The organism is Photorhabdus sp. CRCIA-P01 (assembly GCF_003545805.1).
GTDB lineage: Bacteria > Pseudomonadota > Gammaproteobacteria > Enterobacterales > Enterobacteriaceae > Photorhabdus > Photorhabdus antumapuensis.
Window position 1 is genome coordinate 1 of sequence record NZ_NMQR01000052.1, and the last position, 25,094, is coordinate 25,094.

General features: G+C 45.0%; 12 protein-coding genes and 2 pseudogenes. 13 read left to right on the forward strand and 1 reads right to left on the reverse strand.

The window, feature by feature from the left end:
• Window positions 1-10: 10 nt before the first annotated feature.
• Window positions 11-8,020, forward strand: a pseudogene (locus D3222_RS20505) (amino acid adenylation domain-containing protein); the annotation flags it as partial.
• A gap of 263 nt (window positions 8,021-8,283) precedes the next feature.
• Here D3222_RS20505 and D3222_RS20510 read toward each other — a convergent pair.
• Entirely contained in the window at window positions 8,284-9,024 is a 741-nt protein-coding gene (locus tag D3222_RS20510) for an SDR family NAD(P)-dependent oxidoreductase (protein WP_118987784.1), read from the reverse strand.
• Between the two features lie 1,855 nt (window positions 9,025-10,879).
• Here D3222_RS20510 and D3222_RS20515 point away from each other — a divergent pair.
• The 12 genes and pseudogenes from D3222_RS20515 to D3222_RS20570 all read left to right on the forward strand — a co-directional run.
• On the forward strand, window positions 10,880-12,088 hold the full coding sequence (locus tag D3222_RS20515; RefSeq protein ID WP_118987785.1) for an aspartate aminotransferase family protein: 1,209 nt from the start codon (window positions 10,880-10,882) through the stop codon (window positions 12,086-12,088).
• Between the two features lie 20 nt (window positions 12,089-12,108).
• Window positions 12,109-13,137, forward strand: a complete 1,029-nt coding sequence (gene astA, locus D3222_RS20520; protein WP_232832604.1) for an arginine N-succinyltransferase — start codon at window positions 12,109-12,111, stop codon at window positions 13,135-13,137.
• A 2-nt stretch (window positions 13,138-13,139) separates the two neighbouring features.
• Window positions 13,140-14,615, forward strand: coding sequence for a succinylglutamate-semialdehyde dehydrogenase (astD, locus tag D3222_RS20525; protein WP_118987787.1), 1,476 nt, complete (start codon window positions 13,140-13,142; stop codon window positions 14,613-14,615).
• Between the two features lie 49 nt (window positions 14,616-14,664).
• Complete coding sequence (gene astB, locus D3222_RS20530; protein ID WP_118987788.1) at window positions 14,665-16,008, forward strand: N-succinylarginine dihydrolase; 1,344 nt, start codon at window positions 14,665-14,667, stop codon at window positions 16,006-16,008.
• A 12-nt stretch (window positions 16,009-16,020) separates the two neighbouring features.
• The gene (astE, locus tag D3222_RS20535; protein ID WP_118987789.1) at window positions 16,021-17,007 is read left to right on the forward strand and encodes a succinylglutamate desuccinylase; all 987 of its coding nucleotides are present in this window, start codon (window positions 16,021-16,023) and stop codon (window positions 17,005-17,007) included.
• Between the two features lie 98 nt (window positions 17,008-17,105).
• Window positions 17,106-18,560: an amino acid permease gene (locus D3222_RS20540; RefSeq protein ID WP_118987790.1), complete on the forward strand. Its 1,455-nt coding sequence runs from the start codon at window positions 17,106-17,108 to the stop codon at window positions 18,558-18,560.
• A gap of 770 nt (window positions 18,561-19,330) precedes the next feature.
• Window positions 19,331-20,215: an LPD16 domain-containing protein gene (locus D3222_RS20545; protein WP_118987791.1), complete on the forward strand. Its 885-nt coding sequence runs from the start codon at window positions 19,331-19,333 to the stop codon at window positions 20,213-20,215.
• Between the two features lie 12 nt (window positions 20,216-20,227).
• Window positions 20,228-21,382 (forward strand): cysteine desulfurase family protein, encoded by a 1,155-nt coding sequence (locus D3222_RS20550; protein WP_118987792.1) that lies wholly within the window; start codon window positions 20,228-20,230, stop codon window positions 21,380-21,382.
• Window positions 21,383-21,393: 11 nt separating this feature from the next.
• A complete protein-coding gene (locus tag D3222_RS20555) occupies window positions 21,394-22,218 on the forward strand; it encodes a class I SAM-dependent methyltransferase (protein WP_118987793.1) in 825 nt (274 codons plus the stop codon).
• Window positions 22,219-23,064: 846 nt separating this feature from the next.
• Window positions 23,065-23,709 (forward strand): hypothetical protein, encoded by a 645-nt coding sequence (locus D3222_RS20560; protein WP_118987794.1) that lies wholly within the window; start codon window positions 23,065-23,067, stop codon window positions 23,707-23,709.
• Window positions 23,710-24,036: 327 nt separating this feature from the next.
• Window positions 24,037-24,666 carry a hypothetical protein gene (locus tag D3222_RS20565; RefSeq protein WP_118987795.1) on the forward strand — a complete coding sequence of 210 codons (630 nt, stop codon included), beginning with the start codon at window positions 24,037-24,039 and terminating at the stop codon, window positions 24,664-24,666.
• Window positions 24,667-24,948: 282 nt separating this feature from the next.
• Window positions 24,949-25,094, forward strand: a pseudogene (locus D3222_RS20570) (IS630 family transposase); the annotation flags it as partial.

The window sequence follows — 25,094 nt, forward strand, 5'->3', positions numbered from 1 at the left end:
TAATAAATACGGTCAACCGGTGCCGTTGGGGACAATCGGTGAATTGTATATTGGTGGCGCGGGTGTGGCGCGGGGTTATCTGAATCGCCCTGAACTGACGGCGGAACGTTTCCTGGTTGACCCGTTCAGTGATAAACCGGATGCGCGCATGTACCGTACCGGGGATTTGGCCCGTTATCTGCCGGAAGGGGATTTAGTGTTTGTCGGCCGTAACGACCAGCAGGTGAAAATCCGCGGTTTCCGCATTGAACCGGGGGAAATTGAAGCCCGGCTGATAGAACACCCGTCGGTACGTGAATCTGTCGTGTTGGCGTTAGGGGATGCGCAGGATAAGCGTCTGGTGGCTTATGTGGTGGCACCCGCGGATGAGGGGCTGGCGAATAGCCTGCGTACCCACCTGAGTACAACTTTACCTGACTATATGGTGCCGTCCGCCTTTGTGCGTCTGGATGCGTTGCCATTGACCCCGAACGGTAAGCTGGATCGCCGGGCGCTACCGGCACCGGATAATGAAGCGTTTGCCCGTCAGGTTTATGAAGCGCCACAAGGGGATATGGAAATCACATTAGCGGCGATTTGGCGTGAAGTCCTGGGGATCGAACAGATCAGCCGACATGACAATTTCTTTGCCTTGGGCGGCCACTCATTGTTGGCGGTGCGGGTGATGAACCGGGTAGCCGCTTTGGGTATCGAACTGCCGCTAACCACCTTGTTTAAGACTCCTTCATTGAGGGCGTTTGCTGAGGTTATGCAGGCTCGGCCGGGTCAACCGGATAATATCTTGCCGATATCCCGTGATGGGGAGTTACCGTTGTCATTTGCTCAGCAGCGCTTGTGGTTCCTGGCCCAACTTGAAGGGGTCAGTGAAACGTATCATATCCCGATGGCCCTGCGTTTATCTGGACAATTAGATATTATGGCCTGGCAAAGGGCGCTGGATACCTTGTTTGCCCGTCATGAAGCGTTACGTTCTGTCTTTGTTTCTGTGGATGGTCAGCCACAAGTGCGTCTGTTGGAGCCGGATAGTGGCTTACTGTTATCTCAATATGACCTGAGTGGGAGACCAGATGCGGATGTTGTTCTTGAGCGTCTGAGTGTGGAGGAAGCCCATGCGTCATTTGATCTTGAAAGTGGCCCACTTATCCGTGCGGCTCTCATCCGGATCACTGATGACGAATATCAGTTTTTGCTGACTCTGCATCACATAATTTCCGATGGCTGGTCTGCCAATGTGCTGATACAGGAGCTGAACACACTTTATACGGCGTTTATGGATGGGCAATCCGATCCGTTGCCGCCGTTGGCGATCCAATACCCGGATTACGCCGCCTGGCAGCGTCAGTGGTTGTCGGCTGAGCGTATTCAGGTTCAATCTGACTATTGGCGTGCAATGTTGGCTGATGCGCCCGTCTTGCTGGATTTGCCAACAGATCGGCCTCGTCCACCGGAACAGTCGTTTGCCGGGCAGGCCGTGCCGATTAACCTGGATGCGGAGTTAACGACCGCCCTTAAGCGCCTGAGTGAACAGCACGGTGTCACCTTATTCATGACGCTGTTGTCAGCCTGGTCGGTAGTTCTGTCACGTTTGTCAGGTCAGGAAGATGTGGTCATTGGCACACCGAGCGCGGGTCGTAATCATCAGGAAGTAGAGCCGTTGATTGGCTTCTTTGTCAATACGTTGGCGTTGCGCATGGATTTATCGGATGAACTGACGGTGACGGAATTACTGGCGCGAGTCCGGCAAACCGCATTGGCGGCCCAGGAGCATCAGGATTTACCGTTTGAACAGGTGGTGGAAATCGTGCAACCGCCACGCCGACTGGCGCATACCCCGTTGTTCCAGGTGATGTTTGTCTGGCAGAACAATGAGAGCACGGAATGGGGATTACCGGGATTGGCGGTGTCACCGGTTGATCAAGCCGTTGATATTGTCAAGTTTGATCTTGAACTGGACTTGTCGGAAGAGGAGGGCAGGATTGTGGGGGCATTGAGTTATGTCACCGCCCTGTTTGATCCAACGACAATGGCGCGGCAGGTGGGATATCTGCACACAGTACTGCAAGCGATGGTGGCTAACCCCCAACAGTCGGTCAGGGAAATTGATATCCTGTCCTCGGCGGAGCGCGGGTTATTACTGGAAACCTGGAACGCCACGGAAACCGCCTACCCTGAGGCATTATGCATTCATCAGTTGTTTGAACAACAAGTGGAGAAAACCCCTGATGCGATAGCATTAGTGTATGAAGAGCAAACGCTCAGTTATGCTGAATTAAATACCCGTGCTAACCGGCTGGCTCGTCAATTGATCGAACAAGGAGTTTGTCCCGGTGATCATATTGCGCTCTTGCTAGCGCGTTCGATGGGACTGGTGGTAGCCCAATTGGCGATTCTCAAAGCCGGTGCCGTTTACGTGCCGGTTGATCCCAGTGTGCCGGATGAGCGGAAAAACTGGCTGATAAGTGATTGTTCAGCCAAGTTGCTGCTGATTGATACACGGGAGGATATTCCGGTGAACCTGACTGTGCCGCTGCTTCGTCTCTCGGATAAGACAGACATGGGCCACGATAAAGATCGCTTTAACCTTGACTTGCCGCGTTCCAGCACTGAGTTAGCGTATATCATGTACACCTCCGGTTCTACCGGGACACCTAAAGGGGTCTTGGTGCCGCATCGTGCGGTGGTCAGGCTGGTTATCAATAATGGTTATGCTGAAATCGGACCGGATGATCGGGTAGCTTTTGCCGCTAATCCGGCTTTCGATGCCAGCACGTTTGAAGTTTGGGCACCGTTGCTCAATGGTGGCGCGTTAGTGGTTGTTGATCATGCTACTTTGTTGACACCGCAGGCGTTTGTACAGGATCTACAGGTTCAGCGAATCACTGTTCTGTGGTTGAGTGTCGGATTGTTTAACCAGCTGGCGGCGGAGCTGTCTCCGGTTCTTCCACGGATAAAATTCCTGATTGTCGGCGGAGATGCCCTTGATCCCCATGTTATCGGTCAGGTACTGCGCACGAGTCCGCCACAACAGCTATTAAATGGCTATGGGCCGAGTGAAGGTACCACCTTCACGACCACATACCGTATCACAACATTAGTGCCCGGAGCGGCCCGTATTCCTATCGGCCGACCGGTAGCCAACACGCGGGTTTATCTGTTGGATACTTGTGGTCAGCCGGTACCGTTAGGAGTGGTTGGAGAGATCTATGTGGGGGGCGATGGAGTGGCCTGTGGCTATCTTAATCGGCCTGAATTGACCGCTGAACGTTTCCTGATTGATCCGTTCAGTGATAACCCAGATGCTCGCATGTATCGCACCGGGGATTTGGCGCGTTATCTGCCGGACGGCAATCTAGAGTTTCTTGGCCGTAATGATCAGCAGGTTAAAATCCGCGGCTTCCGTATTGAACCGGCGGAAATTGAGGCCCGGTTAGCAGAGTACCCAACGGTGCGTGAAGCGGCGGTGTTAGCACGAGGTGAAGGGCAGGAGAAACGGCTGGTTGCCTATGTGGCGGCGGAAGCCCGTGACGGACTGGTGAGCAGCTTGCGTGCCCATCTGAGTGCTATTTTGCCTGACTATATGGTGCCGTCGGCCTTTGTTCGCCTGGATGCGTTTCCGCTAACGCCGAACGGTAAATTGGATCATCAAGCGTTGCCGGCACCGGACAATGACGCCTTTGTCCACCAAGTTTACGCCGCGCCTCAAGGAGAAACAGAAATAGCGCTGGCGGCTATCTGGCGTGAATTGCTAGGGATTGAGCAGGTCAGCCGGTACGACAGCTTTTTTGCCCTAGGTGGTCACTCGTTGCTTGCGATACGGATGGTTGAACGCCTGCGTCACCTGGGATTGGCACTGACGGCTCGTGAGCTGTTCCAGTCGCCGGTGCTGTCAGACCTGGCGCAAACGTTGGGGCAGCATCAGGCTGTGATAGTGCCGCCTAACGTCATCACTTCGGCAACCACGGCCCTGACACCGGCAATGTTGCCGCTGGTCGATCTGACGCAGGCTGACATTGACCGCATCGTCGGGCAGGTGCCGGGCGGGGTGACCAATATTCAGGATATCTATGCCTTGTCACCATTGCAGGACGGTATTTTGTTCCACCACTTACTGGCAAACGAAGGGGATCCGTATCTGGTGGTCAGCCAGATGGCCTTTACTGAACGGACTCTGCTGGACCGTTATCTGGCGGCGGTGCAACAGGTGGTTGATCGTCACGATATTTTGCGTACCGCCTTTATCTGGCAAGAGTTGTCTGTGCCGACTCAGGTCGTCTGGCGTCAGGCACCTTTATCGGTCATTGAATTGACTCTGGACCCGGCTGATGGGCCGATTTGTGAACAACTGGCTCAACGTTTTAATCCTCGTTATTATCGTCTTGACCTGAATCAGGCACCATTGCTGCGGTTTGTGGTGGCGCAAGAAGCCGATGGCCGCTGGATTGTCCTGCAATTGCTGCATCACCTGATTGGTGACCATACCACGCTGGACGTGATGAACCGTGAGGTTCAGGCGTATCTTACCGAACAGGAGGACAGCCTGCCTTCTCCAGTTTCTTTCCGTAATTTGGTGGCTGAGGCCCGATTGGGGGTCAGTCAGGAAGAACACACCCGCTTCTTTACCGATATGCTGGCGGCGGTGGATGAACCCACGCTGCCGTTCGGATTGACGGAGGTGCATAGTGATGGTTCACAGGTGATGGAATCCCACCGGATGTTGGTGCCTGAGCTGAATGATCGTCTGCGTGGTCAGGCCCGGCGTTTGGGTGTCAGTTTGGCGGCGTTGTGTCATCTGGCTTGGGCCCAGGTATTGTCGCATACCAGTGATCAGGAGAAAGTGGTGTTCGGCACCGTGCTGTTTGGACGCATGGCGGCGGGAGAAGGGGCTGATAGTGGCATGGGGCTGTTTATCAATACCTTGCCGCTGCGGTTGGATATCAATGATACCCCGGTACGGGACAGCGTGCAGGCTGCCCATACCCGACTCGCCGGGCTATTGGAACATGAACATGCTTCACTGGCGCTGGCCCAGCGTTGCAGTAATGTGCAGGGGGAGATCCCCCTCTTTAGCAGCTTGTTGAATTATCGACATAATGCATTGTCAACAATGCTGGATGAACTGATCAGCGGGATTGAATTCCTTGATGCGCAGGAGCGAACCAATTATCCGTTAGTGTTGTCGGTGGAGGATTGTGGTGAATCCCTGGGATTAACCGCTCAAGTTGTCCAACCGTTTGATGCGGATCGGATATGCGGTTATATGCAACAGGCGCTGGAGAGTTTGGTGGAGGCGCTTGAACAAGCGCCTGAAACGTCGGTACGGACATTGAGCATTCTGCCGGAAGCGGAGCGCACACTGTTGCTGAAAACTTGGAACGCGACGGAAACCGCCTATCCTGATGCGTTATGTATCCATCAGTTGTTTGAACAGCAAGTGGAGCAAACCCCTAATGCGATAGCATTAGTATATGAAGATCAGGCCCTCAGTTATGCTGAATTAAATACCCGCGCTAACCGGTTGGCCCATCAGCTTATCGCATTGGGTGTCGTGCCCGATCAGCGAGTGGCGATTTGCGTGTCACGTTCACCGGCAATGATAGTGGGGGTATTGGCAATACTGAAAGCCGGTGGCGCCTATGTACCTTTGGATCCGGTCTATACCGGGGAGCGTCTGGCCCATATTCTGACCGATGCTGCCCCGGCTATTGTGCTGGCGGATGATACCGGACGTAGTGCGCTGGGCGAGAAAATGCTGACTGAGCTGATTGTACTCGACCCTAATATCTTGCCTGATCAGCAGGATGGTAACCCACAGGTACCGGCATTAACCGCACAGCATCTGGCCTATGTAATTTACACCTCGGGCTCGACGGGGACGCCGAAGGGGGTGATGCTGGAACATCGTGGTGTCTGCAACTACCTGCTATGGGCGCGGAGTGATTACCTGACTGAAAGGCAATTCAATAGTATCGTTTCGTCATCGATAGCCTTTGATGCCACGGTCACCAGTCTTTACCTGCCTTTACTGTGTGGTGGCAAGATCCATTTGCTCCGTGACGGGCAGGAGCTGGTTGAATTGCTTCCCGCATTGTTGTCAATGGAATCGGGTGCTTTGGTTAAAATTACTCCCGGCCATCTTTCGGCAATGGGGCAGAAGTTGAAAACCGTGGGACGAAAATGCCCCGCTCACTGCTTTATCGTGGGGGGAGAGACACTGCCCAGTTCCATTATTGCACTTTGGCAAACATTATCGCCTGGATCACGCATCATCAACGAGTACGGCCCAACCGAAACCGTCGTGGGTTGTACCGTGTTTGATATCAACCATCCGAGCTGTTTTGCCGATAACGTACCGATTGGCCGCCCAATATCCAATACCCAAATTTATATTCTCAATACCCACGGGGAACCTGTCCCAATGGGTGTCACTGGTGAACTTTACATTGGGGGAGTCGCTGTCGCCCGTGGCTACCTGAATCGGCCAGAATTGACCGCTGAACGTTTCCTGATTGATCCGTTTAGTGATCAACCGGGTGCTCGTATGTACCGTACCGGGGATTTAGCCCGCTACCTGCCGGATGGTAACTTGGAATTCCTGGGCCGTAACGACCAGCAGGTTAAAATCCGCGGGTTCCGCGTTGAACCGGGGGAAATTGAGGCTCGATTGGTGGAACACCCGGCGGTGAGTGAATCTGTAGTATTGGCATTGGGGCAAGGGCAGGACCAACGGTTGGTTGCCTATGTCGTGGTGCCAGCAGATAAAGGGCTGGCCAATAACCTGCGTACCCACTTGAGTGTAACTTTACCTGACTATATGGTGCCGTCGGCTTTTGTGCGTCTGGATGCGTTTCCGCTAACGCCGAACGGTAAATTGGATCGTCGGGCCTTGCCAGCTCCGGACAATGAAGCGTTTGCTCGTCAGATTTATGAAGCGCCACAAGGGGAAACGGAAATCGCATTGGCAGCTATCTGGTGTGAGTTGCTGGGAGTTGAGCAAATAAGCCGATATGACAACTTCTTCACGTTGGGGGGCCATTCACTGCTTGCCATGCGAATGATAAATCTTGCTGCCGGTCGGAGTTTGGCTTGCACATTGAATGCTGTGTTCCAATTCCCGGTGTTAGCTGAACTGGCTGCGAAAATCACCTCGGATTTGCTGTCTCAACCGCAAAACAGCGCTATATCGGTGAGACTGGATGGGGCAGGGTTGCCGCTGTTCTTTGTTCCTAGTGGCATGGGGGATTACTCCTATGTCTTCGGGCTGGCTCGACATATTCCATTGGGCCATCCGATTTATGCGCTACCTTGGCCGTCGATTAATGAAGAACCGATGGTAACGATGGAACAGCAAGCGGCGAGAATGATCACCTTGATAAAGGCTGTTCAACCGGAAGGCCCTTATCGGCTATGTGGTTACTCTTCCGGTGGAATATTGGCTTATGCTATTGCCCAACAGCTTTTGAATGCGGGTGAAATGGTCAATTTCCTAGGGTTGATTGATGCGCCCGCGCCTCATTATTTAGGGGAGCAGATTATGCAACCTAAATATCGGTTCTTTATTGAACTAGCTCGACAGTCAGGCAAGGAATACACGGAAGAGATTGCGGAGTTATACCGTCGAATCGATGAGTTGAATTTTGTGCAGTTTATTGAAGCGGCACAAGAATTGGCGTTATATCCGGCAAATCTGAATGCGGATGTGATCGCAAAACGTTGGGGGCAGATCGAGCGTTACGCGCAAATAGTTGCGGATTATGAGCCGCCGGCATTAGCAATAACGCTGCATCAGTTCTATGCGGTAGAACCTTCTCCTGCTATCTCTTTTGTGACGGATGAAGAATCTGATTCTGTAAACATAGAACCGTCGTTAGGTTGGGCGCGGATAATGTTTGATACTTCGCTTGAGCTGATTGCGATACCAGGTAACCATTTTAGTTTATTGGAGGATGATGAGAATAAAACCGTTTTAGCTCAGGCTTTGAATAGGGCGCTGGTAATCAGTTGTGATGAGGAGACATCGTAATACTGATATAGTCAGAAGTTCTGAATAATTTAACCTTGATATGATAATCCGGTATATATTGTTTATACCGGATTTTTTCTTATTTTGGGAATTTAATCTGAGTCTAATTTTTTGCTATATAAAAATATATTTAATTGTGTGATATTGGTTTTTATGAATAATTGATAAGAATCAATATAAAGTATGAAATAATCTCCTCGTCAGGCTTATTGCGATTAAAGGAGGTTACTGTCTGCTTTGCCCAGTTTTAAGATACAGGCGGATCAACGTGCGCTATATCCACCATCAACGAGGTGATAGCTACCGGTAATGAAAGACGCATCCTGAGATAATAGGAAGCAAACTAGTGCTGCGACTTCATCGGGTGTTCCGAGGCGTTCGACAGGATGATGTTTGATCATTTTTTGGACTGCGTCGGTGTCGATCCTAGACATCAATGGTGTGTCGATGCAGCCGGGCCCGACGGCGTTAATTCGGACCCCGTGTTTTGCATACTCCAGCGCGGCAGTTTTTGTCATGCCTAGCAATGCGTGTTTGGTTGCTACGTATGCAATCGAGTTGGTGAGGCCAACATGACTTACGACCGAGCCCATGTTAACAATCGCACCACCGCCGGAAGCCAACATCGCGGGGATCTCGTACTTCATTGAGTACAGCACACTATGCATGTTGATGTTGATGACCTGATGCCAATCATCCAACGGATAGTCCACGGTCCGATAGCGCGAGCCGGCTATCCCTGCGTTGTTGACTGCCAGGTGTAGTGCCCCAAAGGTCTCTACCGTTTGGGCCACTAAGCGTTCCACCGCGGATGCTTGGGTGACGTCGAGCTGAATGGCGATAGCATTATCAAGATCATTGGCAAGGGCTTGAGCTGCGTTGCCGTTGAGATCGGCTATGACAACTTTTGCGCCGTTTGCAGCCAGTCTGCGGCATATTGCAGCACCAATACCCATTGCACCGCCGGTAACGATTGCCACTTTATCGTTAAAATCTAAAGTCATATATTCTACTCCTATAAATGATACGAACTAAGTTTATACCCGTTATCTTTCAAGTTGTCTCTTGCTATGCATCTTGAAAGATAGATAATCCAACGTTTTTAATAGGCGATCAAATGAGTTTTAGTTTGCACTTATCTTTATTCTATTAGTTTTTTTCTATTTACGTTAACGATATTATTTTATTGTCGTAAAATAACGTATAATAAACTATTTCTCAACTTAATCTTATGTTTTTTTATAAATTGCTATATTGGATGGTTTTGTAAATATTTAATAAGTCGCATTTTGAATTAATATTACGTCTATCGTTTGGAATATATATCGTGTTTTTTAGTGATTGTCAAAATAAAATTTTCATAATTACCGCTCATTTGTTTAATTTATGTTTAAAAATATTGTATGTTTTCTAATGATTCTATTTGGTACTAATAGAGAGAATGGAATATATACCTAATAGATTTCGAGTTGCAGCGCGGCGGCAAGTGAATGAATCCCCAGGAGCATAGATAACTATGTGACTGGGGTGAGTGAAAGCAGCCAACAAAGCAGCAGCTTGAAGGATGAAGGGTATAATGTTATTTAGCATGCATACATAATAAATGCAGATAATGGTTCCGATTTTAATGATAAAGTTTAGTAAATTAAATGAGATTATTGGAAAAATAGGAGAAATTGACGGCAAAGATGATTTCTATTATTTCAGCCGTAAAGTAGTTAGTTTACGTTTCTGAATAGGGAATGGGTAACCAGTTGTGATGGAGAGTTTTTGTAATGCTAATATATTAAGAAATAATTAATTGTTTAGTAATGGGTGTGATCATCCGGTATGAAATGGGTTATCGGGTTTTTCCTATGTAAAAGTGAGATTGAGGAAAGTGATAATCGCTATTGAATCGTTTTCACTTAAAAAGACTTTACCTGTTTCTCTAATCTAAGTAAATCATTGAGATAGGGTACAATATGGTCAATTTGTTACAAATAATCTCAATAGGCAGAGGTATTATTGTCTGAAATTTAAGAGTATTTAGATATATACCTAATAAATTTCAAGTTGCAGCGCGGCGGCAAGTGAACGAATCCCCAGGAGCATGGATAACGATGTGACTGGGGTGAGTGAAAGTCGCCAACAAAGCAGCAGCTTGAAAGAGGAAGGGTATAGTTAATTTTCTTAACTGGATAGTTAATTTTATATTAAATTATCGTCAGATTGTTCACTTATTTTGTTGTTTTGGTTATCGGTTTACTCTGGTTTTTGGAAATTAAATTTCGTCAAATTTTATTTTACATTCGAGCAGATAAATTTCAGGCGTTATTAATGAATAATTATTTATTCGTTTCATCTATACCTAATAGATTTCGAGTTGCAGCGAGGCGGCAAGTGAACGAATCCCCAGGAGCATAGATAACGATGTGACTGGGGTGAGTGAAAGCAGCCAACAAAGCAGCAGCTTGAAAGATGAAGGGTATATATGTGGTAGATTTAATTTATGCATAATTTACTCGCTTTTTATTCATAAAAATTGCATAAAGCATGCATAAAAATACTTTTTGGAATTTTGAACGAGATCAAAAAGTATTTTTTTTGTGTACAACTTGTGTTGACTTTGTTAAGCATGGGCAACAGTATCTGTCTAATGGCTGAGCAACTATTTTTAGGAAATAGTCATGGGATTAATAAGAATAATATTAAATAGATCCTGTAATCTTATTATTTTTAAGACTTTTTAGGTTTCAGATTGGTAAACTTTTTCCTCAGCATGCATGAATAAGTTGTGTAAGTGTGAGACAAAGAATGGTGCGGGGGAATATTACTTTATCTTGTTCGTATACTCTCTATTTTAAGGGGAAATGATCTATGTTAGAAAATATTCAGAGAAGTTGGTTTGATCACTATATGGTGCCCTGTTTCTCTCCTGCTAAGTTCATACCGGTTCGGGCCAAAGGTTCGAAAGTATGGGATCAGGATGGCAAGGAATATATCGATTTTGCCGGTGGAATTGCCGTTAATTCATTAGGTCATGCGCATCCTGAATTAAAGGATGAGTTAATTTCTCAGATTGAGAAAATATGGCATATAGGTAATGGTTACACCAATGAACCTGTCCTGAAATTAGCCAAAAGACTGGTGGAGAATACGTTTGCTGATAAAGCATTTTTCTGTAATTCAGGGGCGGAAGCTAACGAAGCAGCATTAAAGTTAGCCAGGAAATATGCCGCTGATAAATATGGAAAAAATAAAAATGAGATTATTTCATTTAAAGATTCTTTTCATGGTAGAACATTATTTACCGTTACCGTAGGAGGGCAGCCAAAATATTCACAAGATTATGCCCCTCTTCCGCAAGAAATTACGCATCTTCCTTATAATAATTTATCTGCGATCAGAGAACATATTTCTGAAAACACCTGTGCGGTTATTGTCGAACCTATTATCGGTGAGGGCGGTGTTATTCCCGCGGATCCGGCGTTCTTGCAGGAATTACGGGCTTTATGTGATCGTTTTCAAGCGCTGCTTATTTTTGATGAAATTCAAACAGGGGTAGGCCGTACAGGATACCTTTATGCTTATCAGGAATATGGTATTGAGCCTGATATTCTTACTAGTGCTAAAGGTCTCGGTGGCGGTTTTCCTATCGGCGCTATGTTAACAAAGCAACCTATCGCAGCGGTTTTTCAACCTGGAACACACGGTACCACATTTGGCGGTAATCCTCTGGCGGCGGCAGTTGCCGATAAGGTGCTTTCTATTGTTAATCAGACGGAATTGCTCACCGGCGTTTTGCAACGTCACGATTACTTCATGGATAAATTATCGAAGCTGAATCAGCGTTACCAAATATTCAGTTGCTTGCGAGGTAAAGGGCTGCTTTTAGGTGCTGAATTGGATAAGGCTTGGCAGGGTAAGGCGAAGCAATTAACTAACTTGGCGGCAGAGGAGGGATTAATTGCCTTGATCGCGGGTCCAGATGTGTTGCGTTTTGCGCCGGCATTAAATATCGAATTTGCTGATATTGATGAAGGTCTGGTTCGTCTTGAAAGCGCCATCATGCGGTTTGTGGGTTAATAGTTGAAGGTGACGTTATGATGCTTTTCCGAGCTGTCCAGCATAGTGACTTAAATGGGGTTCAATCTTTATCTCAACACGCTGGTATAGGTTTGACATCTTTTCCCAATAACCTGGAGCAATTACGCTCACGTATTGCACGTAGCGTTGATACTTTTGAGGGAAAACTGGCCAGGGCTCAGCAGGGATTCTTGTTTGTGCTGGAAGATACCAGCGTGAATCGGGTGGCGGGTGTCAGTGCCATCGAAGTGGCGGTTGGGCTGGAGGAGCCGTTTTATAACTTTCGGGTACAAAAAACCATTCGTTCATCACGTGAATTGGGGATTTATAAATCTATTGAAGCGTTGACTTTGGAACAAGATCAGACCGGTAACAGTGAATTGTGTACGTTGTTCCTTGATCCGGAATATCAGAAGGGAAGAAATGGGATATTTCTTTCCAAAGCACGTTTTCTTTTTATTGCCGCATTTAGGGATATTTTTTCTAAAATTATATTCGCTGAAATGCGCGGGGTTGCCGATGAGCAAGGAAATTCCCCTTTCTGGAATTCACTGGGACAACATTTTTTTGGCATTCCTTTTTCCGAGGCGGATTACTTAACCGGTATTGGGTCGAAAACCTTTATTGCCGAACTCATGCCCCTTCATCCTATTTATATATCCTTATTATCTGCTGAGGCGCAGAAGGTGATTGGACAGGTCCATGAGAAAACAGTACCCGCGCGGGCCATTCTTGAAAAAGAAGGGCTTACCTATCAAGGCCATATCGATATTTTTGATGGCGGCGCTTTATTACAGGCTGAGATTAACCGGATACGGGCAGTAAAAGAGAGTCGTCTTGTTCCTATCAGTAAAGTCGAATCAGTGACCAGAGACGATGGTGTTCCTTGCATTGTTGCCAATCAGCAATTTAATGAATTTCGAGCGCTTTTATTGAATGTGGCGTGTGACAGTCATGAACTTTTTTTGACAACCGCTGAGATGGATGCACTTCAAGTAAGCGATAGGGATCAGGTGCGGCTCGTTAGTCTCTTTCCAAAGGAAAATTAAGCATGAATTATAAAGTACATTACATTGGGGGAAGATGGATTGAGGGGCAGGGTGAGTCGATAACTAAATTTTCCCCAATAGATCAACAGATTCTGTGGCAAGCTAACAGCGCCGATGCTTCTCAAGTCAGAGCTGCTTGTCATGCTGCCCGCGAGGCGTTTTATGCCTGGTCGCATTTGCCCGCCAGTGAGCGGATTAAGGTCGTTCAGACATTTGCGGCTTTGCTGAATGAGGGGAAAGAAACGCTTGCTCGTGTTATCAGTCAGGAAACCAGTAAACCGTTATGGGAAACTCGGACTGAAATACAATCCATGATAGGTAAGGCGGCTATTTCTATCGAAGCGTGGGAACAGCGTACTGGTGAGTCAGAAACGATTATGCCAGACGGCCGTGCCTTACTGCGTCACCGTCCTCACGGTGTGATGGCGGTTTTTGGTCCGTATAACTTTCCTGGGCATTTGCCTAATGGTCATATTATTCCCGCGCTTATTGCGGGTAATACACTGGTGTTTAAACCGAGTGAGCTGACACCGATGACTGCGGAAGAAACAGTGAAATTATGGGAAAAAGCCGGTTTACCCGCCGGTGTGCTCAATCTGGTTCAGGGAGCACGCAGTACCGGGACAGCATTGCTGGAGGATAAGCAGATTGATGGCGTACTGTTTACGGGGAGTGCCAATACTGGCTTTCACTTTCACCGCATGCTTGGTGGTCAGCCAGAGAGGATGTTGGCACTTGAAATGGGGGGAAACAATGCATTGATCGTCGATGCTTGCGACGATATTGATGCCGCTGTTTACACCATTGTGCAGTCAGCATTTATCTCTGCTGGTCAACGTTGCACCTGTGCCCGCAGATTGTTGGTAAAAAATGGCACGCACGGAGATGCGGTGATTAAGCGTCTGGTGGAGGTGACAAAGCGGATCGTGCCATCTCATTGGGATGCTCAACCTCAACCGTTCATTGGTGGCGTCATTTCTCTACAGGCTGTGCAAAATCTATTGGAAGCTCAAGATCGGCTACAAAAACTTGGTGGCATCTCTTTGGTTTCGCTGGAGCAATGCGAGCCGCAATCAACGTTGTTGATCCCAGGAATTATTGATGTTAGCCAAATCGCTGATGTTCCTGATGAAGAGTATTTCGGGCCGCTGCTCATGCTTATGCGTTATGACACGTTTGATGAAGCGTTGGCAATGGCGAATAACACCCGGTTCGGATTGGCTACTGGTTTGATTTCGCCGGATGCTTCGTTGTTCCAGCGCCTGTCGGAAGATGCCAGAGCGGGCATTGTGAACTGGAATAAACCGTTGACGGGAGCTTCCAGTAAAGCGCCTTTTGGTGGCATTGGCGCGTCGGGAAACTTCCGACCCAGTGCTTATTATGCTGCTGATTACTGTGCCTGGCCGATGGCATCCTTGGTTGCCGACGAACTCACTTTACCTGAAACGCTTGCGCCGGGGATTCATTTCCCTGATTAATCGTTTAACGGGATAGATTTCAGTTTATACAATTTTTTTAGAGGGATTTATGGCTGGTTTTGAAGCAAATTTTGATGGGTTAGTCGGCCTGACCCATCATTATGCGGGGCTTTCAGTGGGTAATGAGGCTTCTATTAATAATAAAGACAGCGTATCTAACCCACGTAAAGCCGCGCTGCAAGGGGTGATGAAAATGAAAGCGCTGGTGGATGCGGGATTTATTCAAGGAGTGCTTCCGCCGCAACAACGCCCTAATATCCCTGCTTTACGTAATTTAGGTTTTGTCGGCAGTGATGAGCAGATACTTCATAAAGCAGCCAAATATTCTCCGGCGTTATTATCAAAGTTGAGTTCTGCTTCATCAATGTGGACAGCAAATGCGGCAACCGTGTCACCTTCGGCGGATAGCGCTGATCAGCGAGTCCATTTCACGGTAGCAAATTTAAACAACAAATTGCACCGTTCGCTGGAAATGGAAACGACGTCAGCCGCATTAAAAGCCACTTTTGCTGATCAAAACTATTTTGTCCATCACCAGGCTCTTCCACAACATGAAGATTTTGGTGATGAAGGGGCGGCAAATCATAATCGCCTTGGCGGTGATTATGATACGCCTGGCGTACAGGTGTTTGTCTATGGCCGTAGCGCATTTCGCGGCGGCCCAATGCCCAAATGTTATCCGGCGCGGCAAACATTGGAAGCCAGTGAAGCGATTGCGCGATTGCATCAGCTTAATCCGGCACAAACCGTTTTTGTCCAGCAAAACCCGGTCGCCATTGACAGTGGGGTTTTCCATAACGATGTGATTGCGGTCAGCAACCGAAATGTTCTTTTTCACCATCAATATGCTTATCTTAATCAGTCTCAGGTGCTGACAGAAATTAAACAGAAAATGGTGGCGTTGGGGCAGGATTTTGTCACGATTGAGGTGCCTGCTGAGCAGATCAGCATCAAAGATGCGGTTGATTCTTATCTCTTTAATAGTCAGTTACTGAGTAAAACTGATGGGAAAATGATGATCGTTGTTCCTGAGGAGTGTCGCCAAAGTTCCGCCGTTTGGGATTATTTACAGTCGCTGATTGCGCAAGCCTCTTCACCGATTAATGACGTCCGTGTTTTTGATCTGCGGGAAAGTATGCGCAATGGCGGCGGCCCGGCCTGCTTGCGTCTAAGGGTGGTACTAAATGATGCTGAGTTTCGTGCTGTCAATCCCGCAACATTGATAAATACGTCGCTTTGCGATCGCCTGATCAAATGGATAGAACGCCATTATCGTGATGAATTATGTACCAGCGATCTGGCTGATCCCCAATTACTTCGAGAAGTTTATACCGCTCTGGATGAGCTTACCCAGATCCTGAATTTAGGATCGATCTATGAATTTCAGCGCTAAATTGGAGCAGATATGGATCTGTTAACGTTATTGCTTGAAAAAAAACTTGCCGACCACCTGACATTTCCAGAAACAATGAATGCGCATTGGTTGGCCGAAGGCGTATTGCAGCTGATTCCCCATGAAGGGGAAAATCGGTCTCTGGTGATTTCCGCCGGTATTCACGGCAATGAAACCGCGCCTATTGAAATATTGATTCAGTTACTCGCACAGTTGGCGGATGGTACATTAACACTAAAAAATAATTTGTTGATTATCTTCGGTAACTTACCTGCGATGCGTGCGAATCGACGTTATCTACATCATGATTTGAATCGCATGTTTGGTGGCCGTTACCTGAATTTTCCGTTGGGAAATGAGCGATCACGTGCGGCTGAACTTGAAGATGTTGTGAGTCGTTTTTTTGCTGAACCTGCGGTGTCGTTGACAAATATTCGCTGGCATATTGATCTGCATACCGCTATACGCGCTTCTCACCATGAGCAATTTGCGTTATTGCCTGTTCAGAATCGTCCTTTTTCTGCTGAATTTATGCAATGGTTACATGACAGCGATATTGATGCGCTCGTTTACCATCGAGAGAAAGGGGGGACTTTCAGCCATTTTCTGAGTGAAAAGTTTGGGGCGGATAGCTGTACGATGGAGATGGGTAAAGCCATGCCTTTTGGGGAAAACGATTTAACAAGGTTCCAAAAAATTACGGATGCTCTTTATGGTTTAATGTCTTTATCGCCAATAACAGCACGCATTAAATCTGAACTGAAACATTACCAGATAATCAATTCCATTATTAAGAGTCACGACAGTTTTCAACTTCATATCCCCTCGGATACCTTGAACTTTACTGAATTGCCAGAAGGATTTGAAATCGCCAGCCAACATGATTGTCATTGGGAAATTAAATTTCCGGCGAAATTTATTTTATTTCCTAATGCTGAGGTTGCTAATGGATTACGAGCAGGATTATTACTTGCTTTAAATGAAAAAATAATTAAATAAATAAGACATTATTCCATTTTTTTCCTGAAGCCGTGGTAACTTCTTTTTTAGAAAGATTTAGCAGTCAACTGCTTTTTTAATGACGGACGGGTATTATCATGAAAAAAAATAATAAAACTCAACAAAACCTTTCGGCAGAGAAATTTGCTGATACACAAACGCTTCATAGAGGGCTGAGTGCACGTCATATTCAATTGATTTCCATTGGTGGTGCTATTGGCACGGGTTTATTTATGGGGTCAGGAAAAACCATTGCCGTATCTGGTACATCGATCATTATTACCTATGCGATTGTTGGTTTTTTTGTCTATATGGTGATGCGGGCAATGGGAGAATTGCTCCTGACTAAGCTGAATTATCGCTCTTTCGCTGATTTTGTATCGGACTATTTAGGCACGAAAGCCAGTTTTTTTCTCGGCTGGACTTATTGGATGAGTTGGGTTGTCTCTTGTATTGCTGATGTTGTGGTGTGTGGTGGGTATATTCAATATTGGTTTCCCGGTGTTTCTCTTTGGGTGCCTGCATTTTTAACGCTAGGTTTACTTGGTACTTGTAATCTTCTTTCTGTCCGCTTATTTGGCGAAGCTGAATTCTGGTTCGCCATGATTAAGGTCGTTGCGATTTTAGCGCTGATTATTATTGGTTTTGGCATGGTGATGGTAGGCTGGCAATCACCGGATGGTATGATTGCTTCTGTGAATAATTTGACTGATCCATCGGTATTTCTGCCAAACGGTATTTTTGGTTTTTTTGCCGGTTTTCAAATAGCGATTTTTTCTTTTACCGGTGTTGAGTTAGTTGGCACGATGACGGCAGAAACAAAAGATCCGGAAAAGATATTGCCGAAAGCCATTAATTATATCCCGATGAGAATTATGATTTTCTATATTTTCTCCATGTTGAGCATCATTGCCGTTACTTCTTGGGGACGGATCTCATCTGAAACCAGCCCTTTTGTGACGCTATTTGCCTTGGCGGGTCTGCCTGCTGCCGCCGCAGTGGTTAATTTTGTTGCATTAACATCGGCAATGTCCTCTGCTAATAGTGGATTATATGCTTGTACACGTATGCTTTATGGCTTATCAACGGAAAAGAATGCACACCGGAAATTTAAAATTCTTTCCCGTAATACTGCGATTCCTGTACATAGTCTGATATTTTCTTGTTTCTGTATGGTGGTTGGTACGTCACTTTTATTTATCGTACCGAATGTCATGCAGTTATTTACGATTGTATCAACCGTTGCTTCGATTATGGTGATTTATAGCTGGTGTGTGATTTTGATTGCCTATTTGGTTTATCGTAAGAATTACCCTGATGTGCATAAACGTTCAATATTTAAGATGCCTTTGGGGGTATTAATGACTTGGCTGACCCTGATTTTTTTCATCTTTACCATAGTGGTAATGGTTTTTGACCCAGATACATTGGCTGCACTCTGTGGCACGCCTTTATGGTTTATTATGTTAAGTATTTTATGGCGCGTAAAAAAGAAAAATGAGGCACAGGAAGAACAGCGTTATCAGATAGAGAAAGAGGGTTTTCGTTCATAGGCAGCTAATTGAGAAATAATAAATTATGGCCCGCATCTGCTGTTTAGTCCTAAACAGCCTTCCATGCTACGTGCATTATTAGTCGAATCCAGCATTGGATATTCATAACTTCGGTATTTCCATTAAAATTTAATTACAACCGTTGATGATTTATTTTATTTATCATCACATTTTTTAATTAATTTTGAGTTGCTTACCGATAATGTTCGATAGGCAAGCTGGACGTCTATCATAGAAAAACGTCACGTCAAATTGGCTAAGTAATGTCAATAACTAGCGTAAGGTAACGGCATTACGTGATTTGAATACGTGCGCAATAATATGTTTGTGAAATGTGGCTATGGGGATGAAAAGCCCATTGTACTTGGTGTTTAGCGGAATGTGTAGACTTGTGGCTGAAATCGAATGGGTGGGAATTATGATATCGGTAGCGTTGATATTCGGATGTTAAATGACCGTTTTAGTCAGCGCCTTTAGTCTCTCTACAGCAAGGATATACAACATCAATCTTTGCCATTTAATGTATTTAAAATAGTACAGGGCACAGATAAATCATTAATATTGCTAATTGTTTTATGATAGATTATATGCAAATATATAATCTATTATCAATTGTCAGTAGATAATTGATAATTGTTGTGAGGGAGGATGTTCATAGTGAGTGAAATTCAGCGATCCACTAGGAAAGTTGAAATGGGTCATACGGTTTTCAGAACTATAACACAGCCTTTTAATTGCTAAAAAAATCAATAATATAAATATAGGCGCATATGCAACAAGTTAACATCTCAAACAGCCACCGTCTGGTTCAATCCGAGACTGAGCTACTCGACTTTATTCTCACCGAAGTGACTAATGCTCCACATCCGGATCTCGTTATTATGGCAGGGCATTTCATGCTCTTCCTTGACGAAGACCAAGGATGCCTTGTACCGGGAGTCATTGAAGAAAATACTGCTCCTATGCGAGAAAAAATTGAGCGACGCGTAGGGATCTTTCCTGGATACACCTGGGAACTTGGTGTTCGAATCGCAGAGCAGCTTGAACATCAATTCGAAGCGATAAAATTCCTGCTACTCATCAACGATTGGCAATATGTTTCGCGTGACAGCGGGCCAGCATCTGAACTAAGACGTGCCTTCTACGAACAATTCTCCGCGCTTCCGGCCTCGTACAAATCCATCTTAGAGCGCAGTGGGCAATTTTCTGAGCAAAACATGCTCGCAAGCCGGAAACATCCTATTGCCTATCCGGAGACTTGGCTGAAATACCGATTCCAGAAAAGCGCCGATAAGTTGGTCAAAGCAGGGCTCTTGAATCGTCGCGTTCTCGACAATGGCCCTGATGCCGGAACCGAAATTTCCCTTGTGGACGAAAACGGCGACTATAGACCTCTCATTACCTGCGGTGTTACCGGATGTGCGGGAGAGATCACTGAGATGATCTCTGAGGTCTACAAAGCGCAACATCGCCTTTTGGTGATCTTTGCCCCCGGAGAATGTTTCCAACCGGTTAAAACAGGGGTCAGCACGGCGCTTTCTCTGTATGGGCTTTCGGGTATGAAGGTGATTGTTGCGGATCCCGGTGGAAGCGGAGAGATGCAGACGCAAGAGATCTACTCGAAGCTTGTTAACGTTGCCGTCTTCACTTCCTGATGGGGAGTCGCTATGAATGTCAATGAAAACCCGACTGGCGTAATTTATTTGGATCATTGTGCCACGACACCATGCTTTCCTGAGGTCGTCGACATCATGCGATTCTACATGGAGCATGAATTCGGTAATTCTTCCTCCGCCCATGTGATGGGGCGTCGTGCCCGGCATGCGATTGAGAATGCCGCCCAGCAAGTGGCGTCTCTCATCGGTGCTCGTCCAGAGGAGATCGTCTTTACATCGGGGGCCACGGAAGCCAACAATATTGCGCTTTTCTCAAGTTTTACTCACAACGAATGCGCTCCTGCGGGAGCGCTGCTTTGCCCCATCGACCACAAATCTGTGTTACTGGTCGGCAAAGAGTTGAGCCGTCGGGGGCTGGCCGTCGAGTACCTGCCGGTTGCCGCTAATGGCCGGGTACAACCGGAAGATGTCATGACCAAATTGACCGCCGACACCCGTATCGTCAGTGTTGCTCATGTGAATTCCGAACTAGGCACAGTTCAGCCGGTGGATGAAATTGCCGCAATCACGCGTCGGTCAGGCGCTTGGCTACATGTGGACGCCGTCCAGTCTGTCGGCAAAATTCCCATGAACGTCAAGGAAACTGGAATTGATATGCTTTCATTTTCCGCCCACAAAATGCGGGGACCGAAAGGAATTGGGGCACTCTTCGTCGATGCGCGTGTTGCGGGACATTTGAGGCCCTTCATCTATGGCGGTGGCCAGAATCATTTGCGCAGCGGCACCTTGCCAACGCCGCTGATTGTAGGGTTTGGCCTTGCTTGCCAGATGGTTCAGTCGACCCTTGTTCAACGCCAAGCAAAAGTCACTGCATTGAGAGACTATTTCATTACTCGCCTTCATGAAAGGGTGCCGAACGCAGTGTTGAATACCGATATTTCTTGCAGTTCGCCATACGTTGTGAACGTTCAGTTTGAAGGCATTGCTTCGGAGGCGCTAATATCCGGGTTACATCAGGTAGCTATATCGTCAGGTTCAGCCTGCAACTCTGCGGAACTACAGCCTTCGCACGTACTTACTGGCATTGGCTTGAGCTCGGCTCAGGCCAATGCGTCGGTTCGGTTCTGTTTTGATCCGGATCTCGACAATGCGGTACTGGATACCGCAATTGAACACCTCGTCTTTCGATTAAATTCTATTCGCTAGGAGCATTATCCATGACTATGCAAACTTCTTCTTCAAGCCCTGGCACTGGTTTTTACGAACGGGCTTTCGGTAGTTTCTCTGCGGAAGCAGTATCCGAGGTACGCAAAGAGACCTATGGCGAAGACTTGGGGCAGAACAACTGGTCTTCTGCTGATGAATTTAGAAAGTTCTCCCAATGGCTTCAATTATCCGACTGTTCTCATGTGCTGGATGTATGTAGTGGGTCCGGAGGACCGGCCCTGTTTCTGGCAAGGACCAGCGGTTGTAGGGTGACGGGGGTTGACATTCATCCTGACGGCCTCCTTACCTCCCGGCAACTTGCGGTAGATTTTGGACTAGAAGATCGAAGCAACTTTGTCGACAGTGATGTTCGTCAGCCTCTGCCATTTCCCGACGGCACTTTTGACGCGCTATGGTGCATCGACTCTGTCATTCACATTCCAGATCGGTTGGCCTTGTTGCGTGAGTGGTGCCGACTACTGAAGCCGGGCGGACGGTTTTTGTATACCGATCCTACCTTGGTAACGGGCATGCTGAGTAAAGAAGAGATAATGGTACGTGGTATGCCAGGTTATTTCCTCTATACCCCGATCGGGTTGAACGAGCGTTTCATCAGCGAAGCGGGTCTTTGCCTTGAAATGCAGGTGGACCTTACACAAAGCGTTGTTGAACTCAGTGAACGCTGGCGTGCTGGGCGTGAGAAGCGTAGGGAGCAATTCATTGCAATGGAGGGTGAAGAAGCGTTCGGACGTATGCAGAATTTCTTGTCCACCACTCAGTTAGTTTCAATCGAACGCAGGTTGTCGCGCGTGGCCTTCGTCGGTTATCGTCCTTAATTGTTCCCTGTCCGATTGGGCAGATTAGGTGTTTTACCTATTTTATCTTCACTGTTGCCGGGCTGGACGCCCGGTTTAATCGTTCTGTTTAGACAACATATTATGCCTGCGGTTCCTTTGGTTTCTTTAAATAAAAAACGGATATGAGTTATCAGTAAGCGTGTTATTTAAATAGAAAAAATATTTTCGTTGAGAGATATATTATAAAAAGAGGCGGATTCGACTAGTAAGAGAAAATTCTCATTGCTAGATGTTTTCCAATAGATATAAATAGACACTTTATTTTCTGAATTATGTGGATAGCTATAATTGCAATTGGATGATATCTATTATATTATTTTGGAATAATAAATAGATGGCTGTTTTATTCATATGATATTATAACAACTAAAAAATTATCTATTTTATATGTTATTGAAATTGTCTTTTTTTGTGTTTTTGTTTTGTTTTTTTAATTTAATTATTATGTATCTTGTATTTTTTGATTTAACAATCTATCTTTATTTAAGATAGCTAATAACAAGAGAGACTAATTAAATGATATGATTTATATTGCGAAGTTATTTTGTTATTGATCCTTTATTTATATACCTAATAGATTTCGAGTTGCAGCGCGGCGGCAAGTGAATGAATCCCCGGGAGCATAGATAACTATGTGACTGGGGTAAGTGAAAGCAGCCAACAAAGCAGCAACTTGAAGGATGAAGGGTATAGTAGCATTGCACGTTAAGTCATTATATGTCGACAAAGATTATAGATGGATTTGTTAATAACGGATATGAAATATATCTTTGTTTTTATTGGCATCAATACTATCAATACTATCAATAAAGCAAGGAGAGAAATATGAGTTTTAATAAAAAAATCTTTCTGATTTTTACTTTATTAATTATGAACCACTTTAGTATGGCATGTAATATTGATCCAACGGTGGAAAATATAATAAAAAGTTATGGTCTACAAGAGACCAAAGTGATGTCTATGTATAAAAAATGTGAATTGGATGTGGTGAATACCGGAAATAGAATTATATTAACTAATAATAAATTCCAAAATAGGGATGAACATGCAGGGATAGCGATGTACTGGTATCGAGGAATGGGAATAGAGGAATATAAGTTATTTGATAGTAATAACTTTAAAAAAATTCCTTGTGCTAACATTCCGAATCGCTTTTGCGGGATTTCTCCTGAATATACTTACGCGAAGAGCTATCCGATGAGAGAAGATAAAAAATTCGTTATAGAATTTAGTACAGTAGAACCTGGCTGGCTATATAATGAATTTACAACTAAACATAACTGCGAAATTAATATTGAATCAAGAGGAGAATCATATGGACTGGGTGGAATAGGCACCTTGAAAAAAGATGAATCAAATTGTAAGTCTAAAGGTTATAAGGTAGGGGATGAGTTTAATAAATGGCTATCAGAAAAGCCAATTAAAATAGAGGCTACAATTTCTTATGTGCAATTACCCATACTGAATTAATCTTTAATATCTGTTATATAATCATGTCGTTATCAATTTTAAATTCTCTTTTTAGCATCGAATGCCTGCCTGCTGGCTTTGGTGCTTTTTCTTGGTTAAAGCTATCCTAATGACATATTTTTTAATTTAATTATATTGGAATTTGTTTTTGTTTTTTATAGTTAAATAATCTATCTTATTTAAGTCGGATGATAACAGTGAAGATTAATATATTGATTAATTTTCTATATATTGTCTGTAATAGTGTTTTTAAAATCAACATATAATGATGAAATATATTTTCATTTAATTAGATATCAAAAAAATAAATAAAGCAAGGATAGAAATATGAGTTTGAATAAAAAGGTTTTCCTTATTTCCCCGTTTTTATTAGCTATTAGTAGTTTTAGCATGGCATGTAAGACAGATCCACAGATAGAAAAAATAATCACTAAAAATGGACTGCAAAATACCAAAGTAATGTCTATGTATAAGAATTGCACACTTTCAGTCACAGCAAATACACCTAATAAAGTGACATTAGTCAATAAGAAAGCGGCAAAGCGTGATGATCAAGCAGAAAAAGCGATGTACTGGTATAGAGGGATGGAAATAAAGGAATATAAAGCATTTCACCAGAATAAGTATAAAAGCCTTCCTTGTGTTAAAGGAGAAAGTTTTTGTGGAATTGCTCCCCAATATACTTACTCGCAAAGTTATTTGACAAATAAAAAACCTGGAGTTGTTATTGAGTTTAGTACAATAGAACCGAAATGGCTATATAATGAATTTACAACTAAGCATAAGTGTCAAGTTAAAGCTGAGGGAGGAGGAACATACGGGCTTGGTGTAACAGGAACATCAGCGAGTTGTGATGATCAATATAAGAAGCTTGGAATAGGAAATGTATTTAATAAGTGGTTGGAAAAACCAGCAAAAATAGATGTTATAATTTCTTATGTATTATTAGCAAAATAAGATTTAATATCTTTTTTAGTTGTGTGATTGTCAGTTTTAAATGATTTTTTGCAAAAAATGCAGCACCGAATATTCATGATTTCGGTGCTTTTTATTGGTGATGGATTTAAGTAAATTCTGTGTTTCATGTTAATAGATAAAATTGGTAGGATTTTTTGAATCTACATTATGAGGTTATTTAGATTTTTATGGTATAAAAAATTAGTGGTTATTGTTTTTATATATACCCGTAATCATTGAAGATGCTTGATTTTATCCGAAATGGAGATCATTATCCTCGCTATGAAAATATTTATTACATCAGAACAAAAAATCAAACTTGAGCGTCTTCACGACACCACTCGCGATGGTCAAGTACGAGACAGAATAAAAGCTATCCTTCTGGCTTCTGAAGGGTGGAGTTCTGTGATGATAGCTCAGGCATTGCG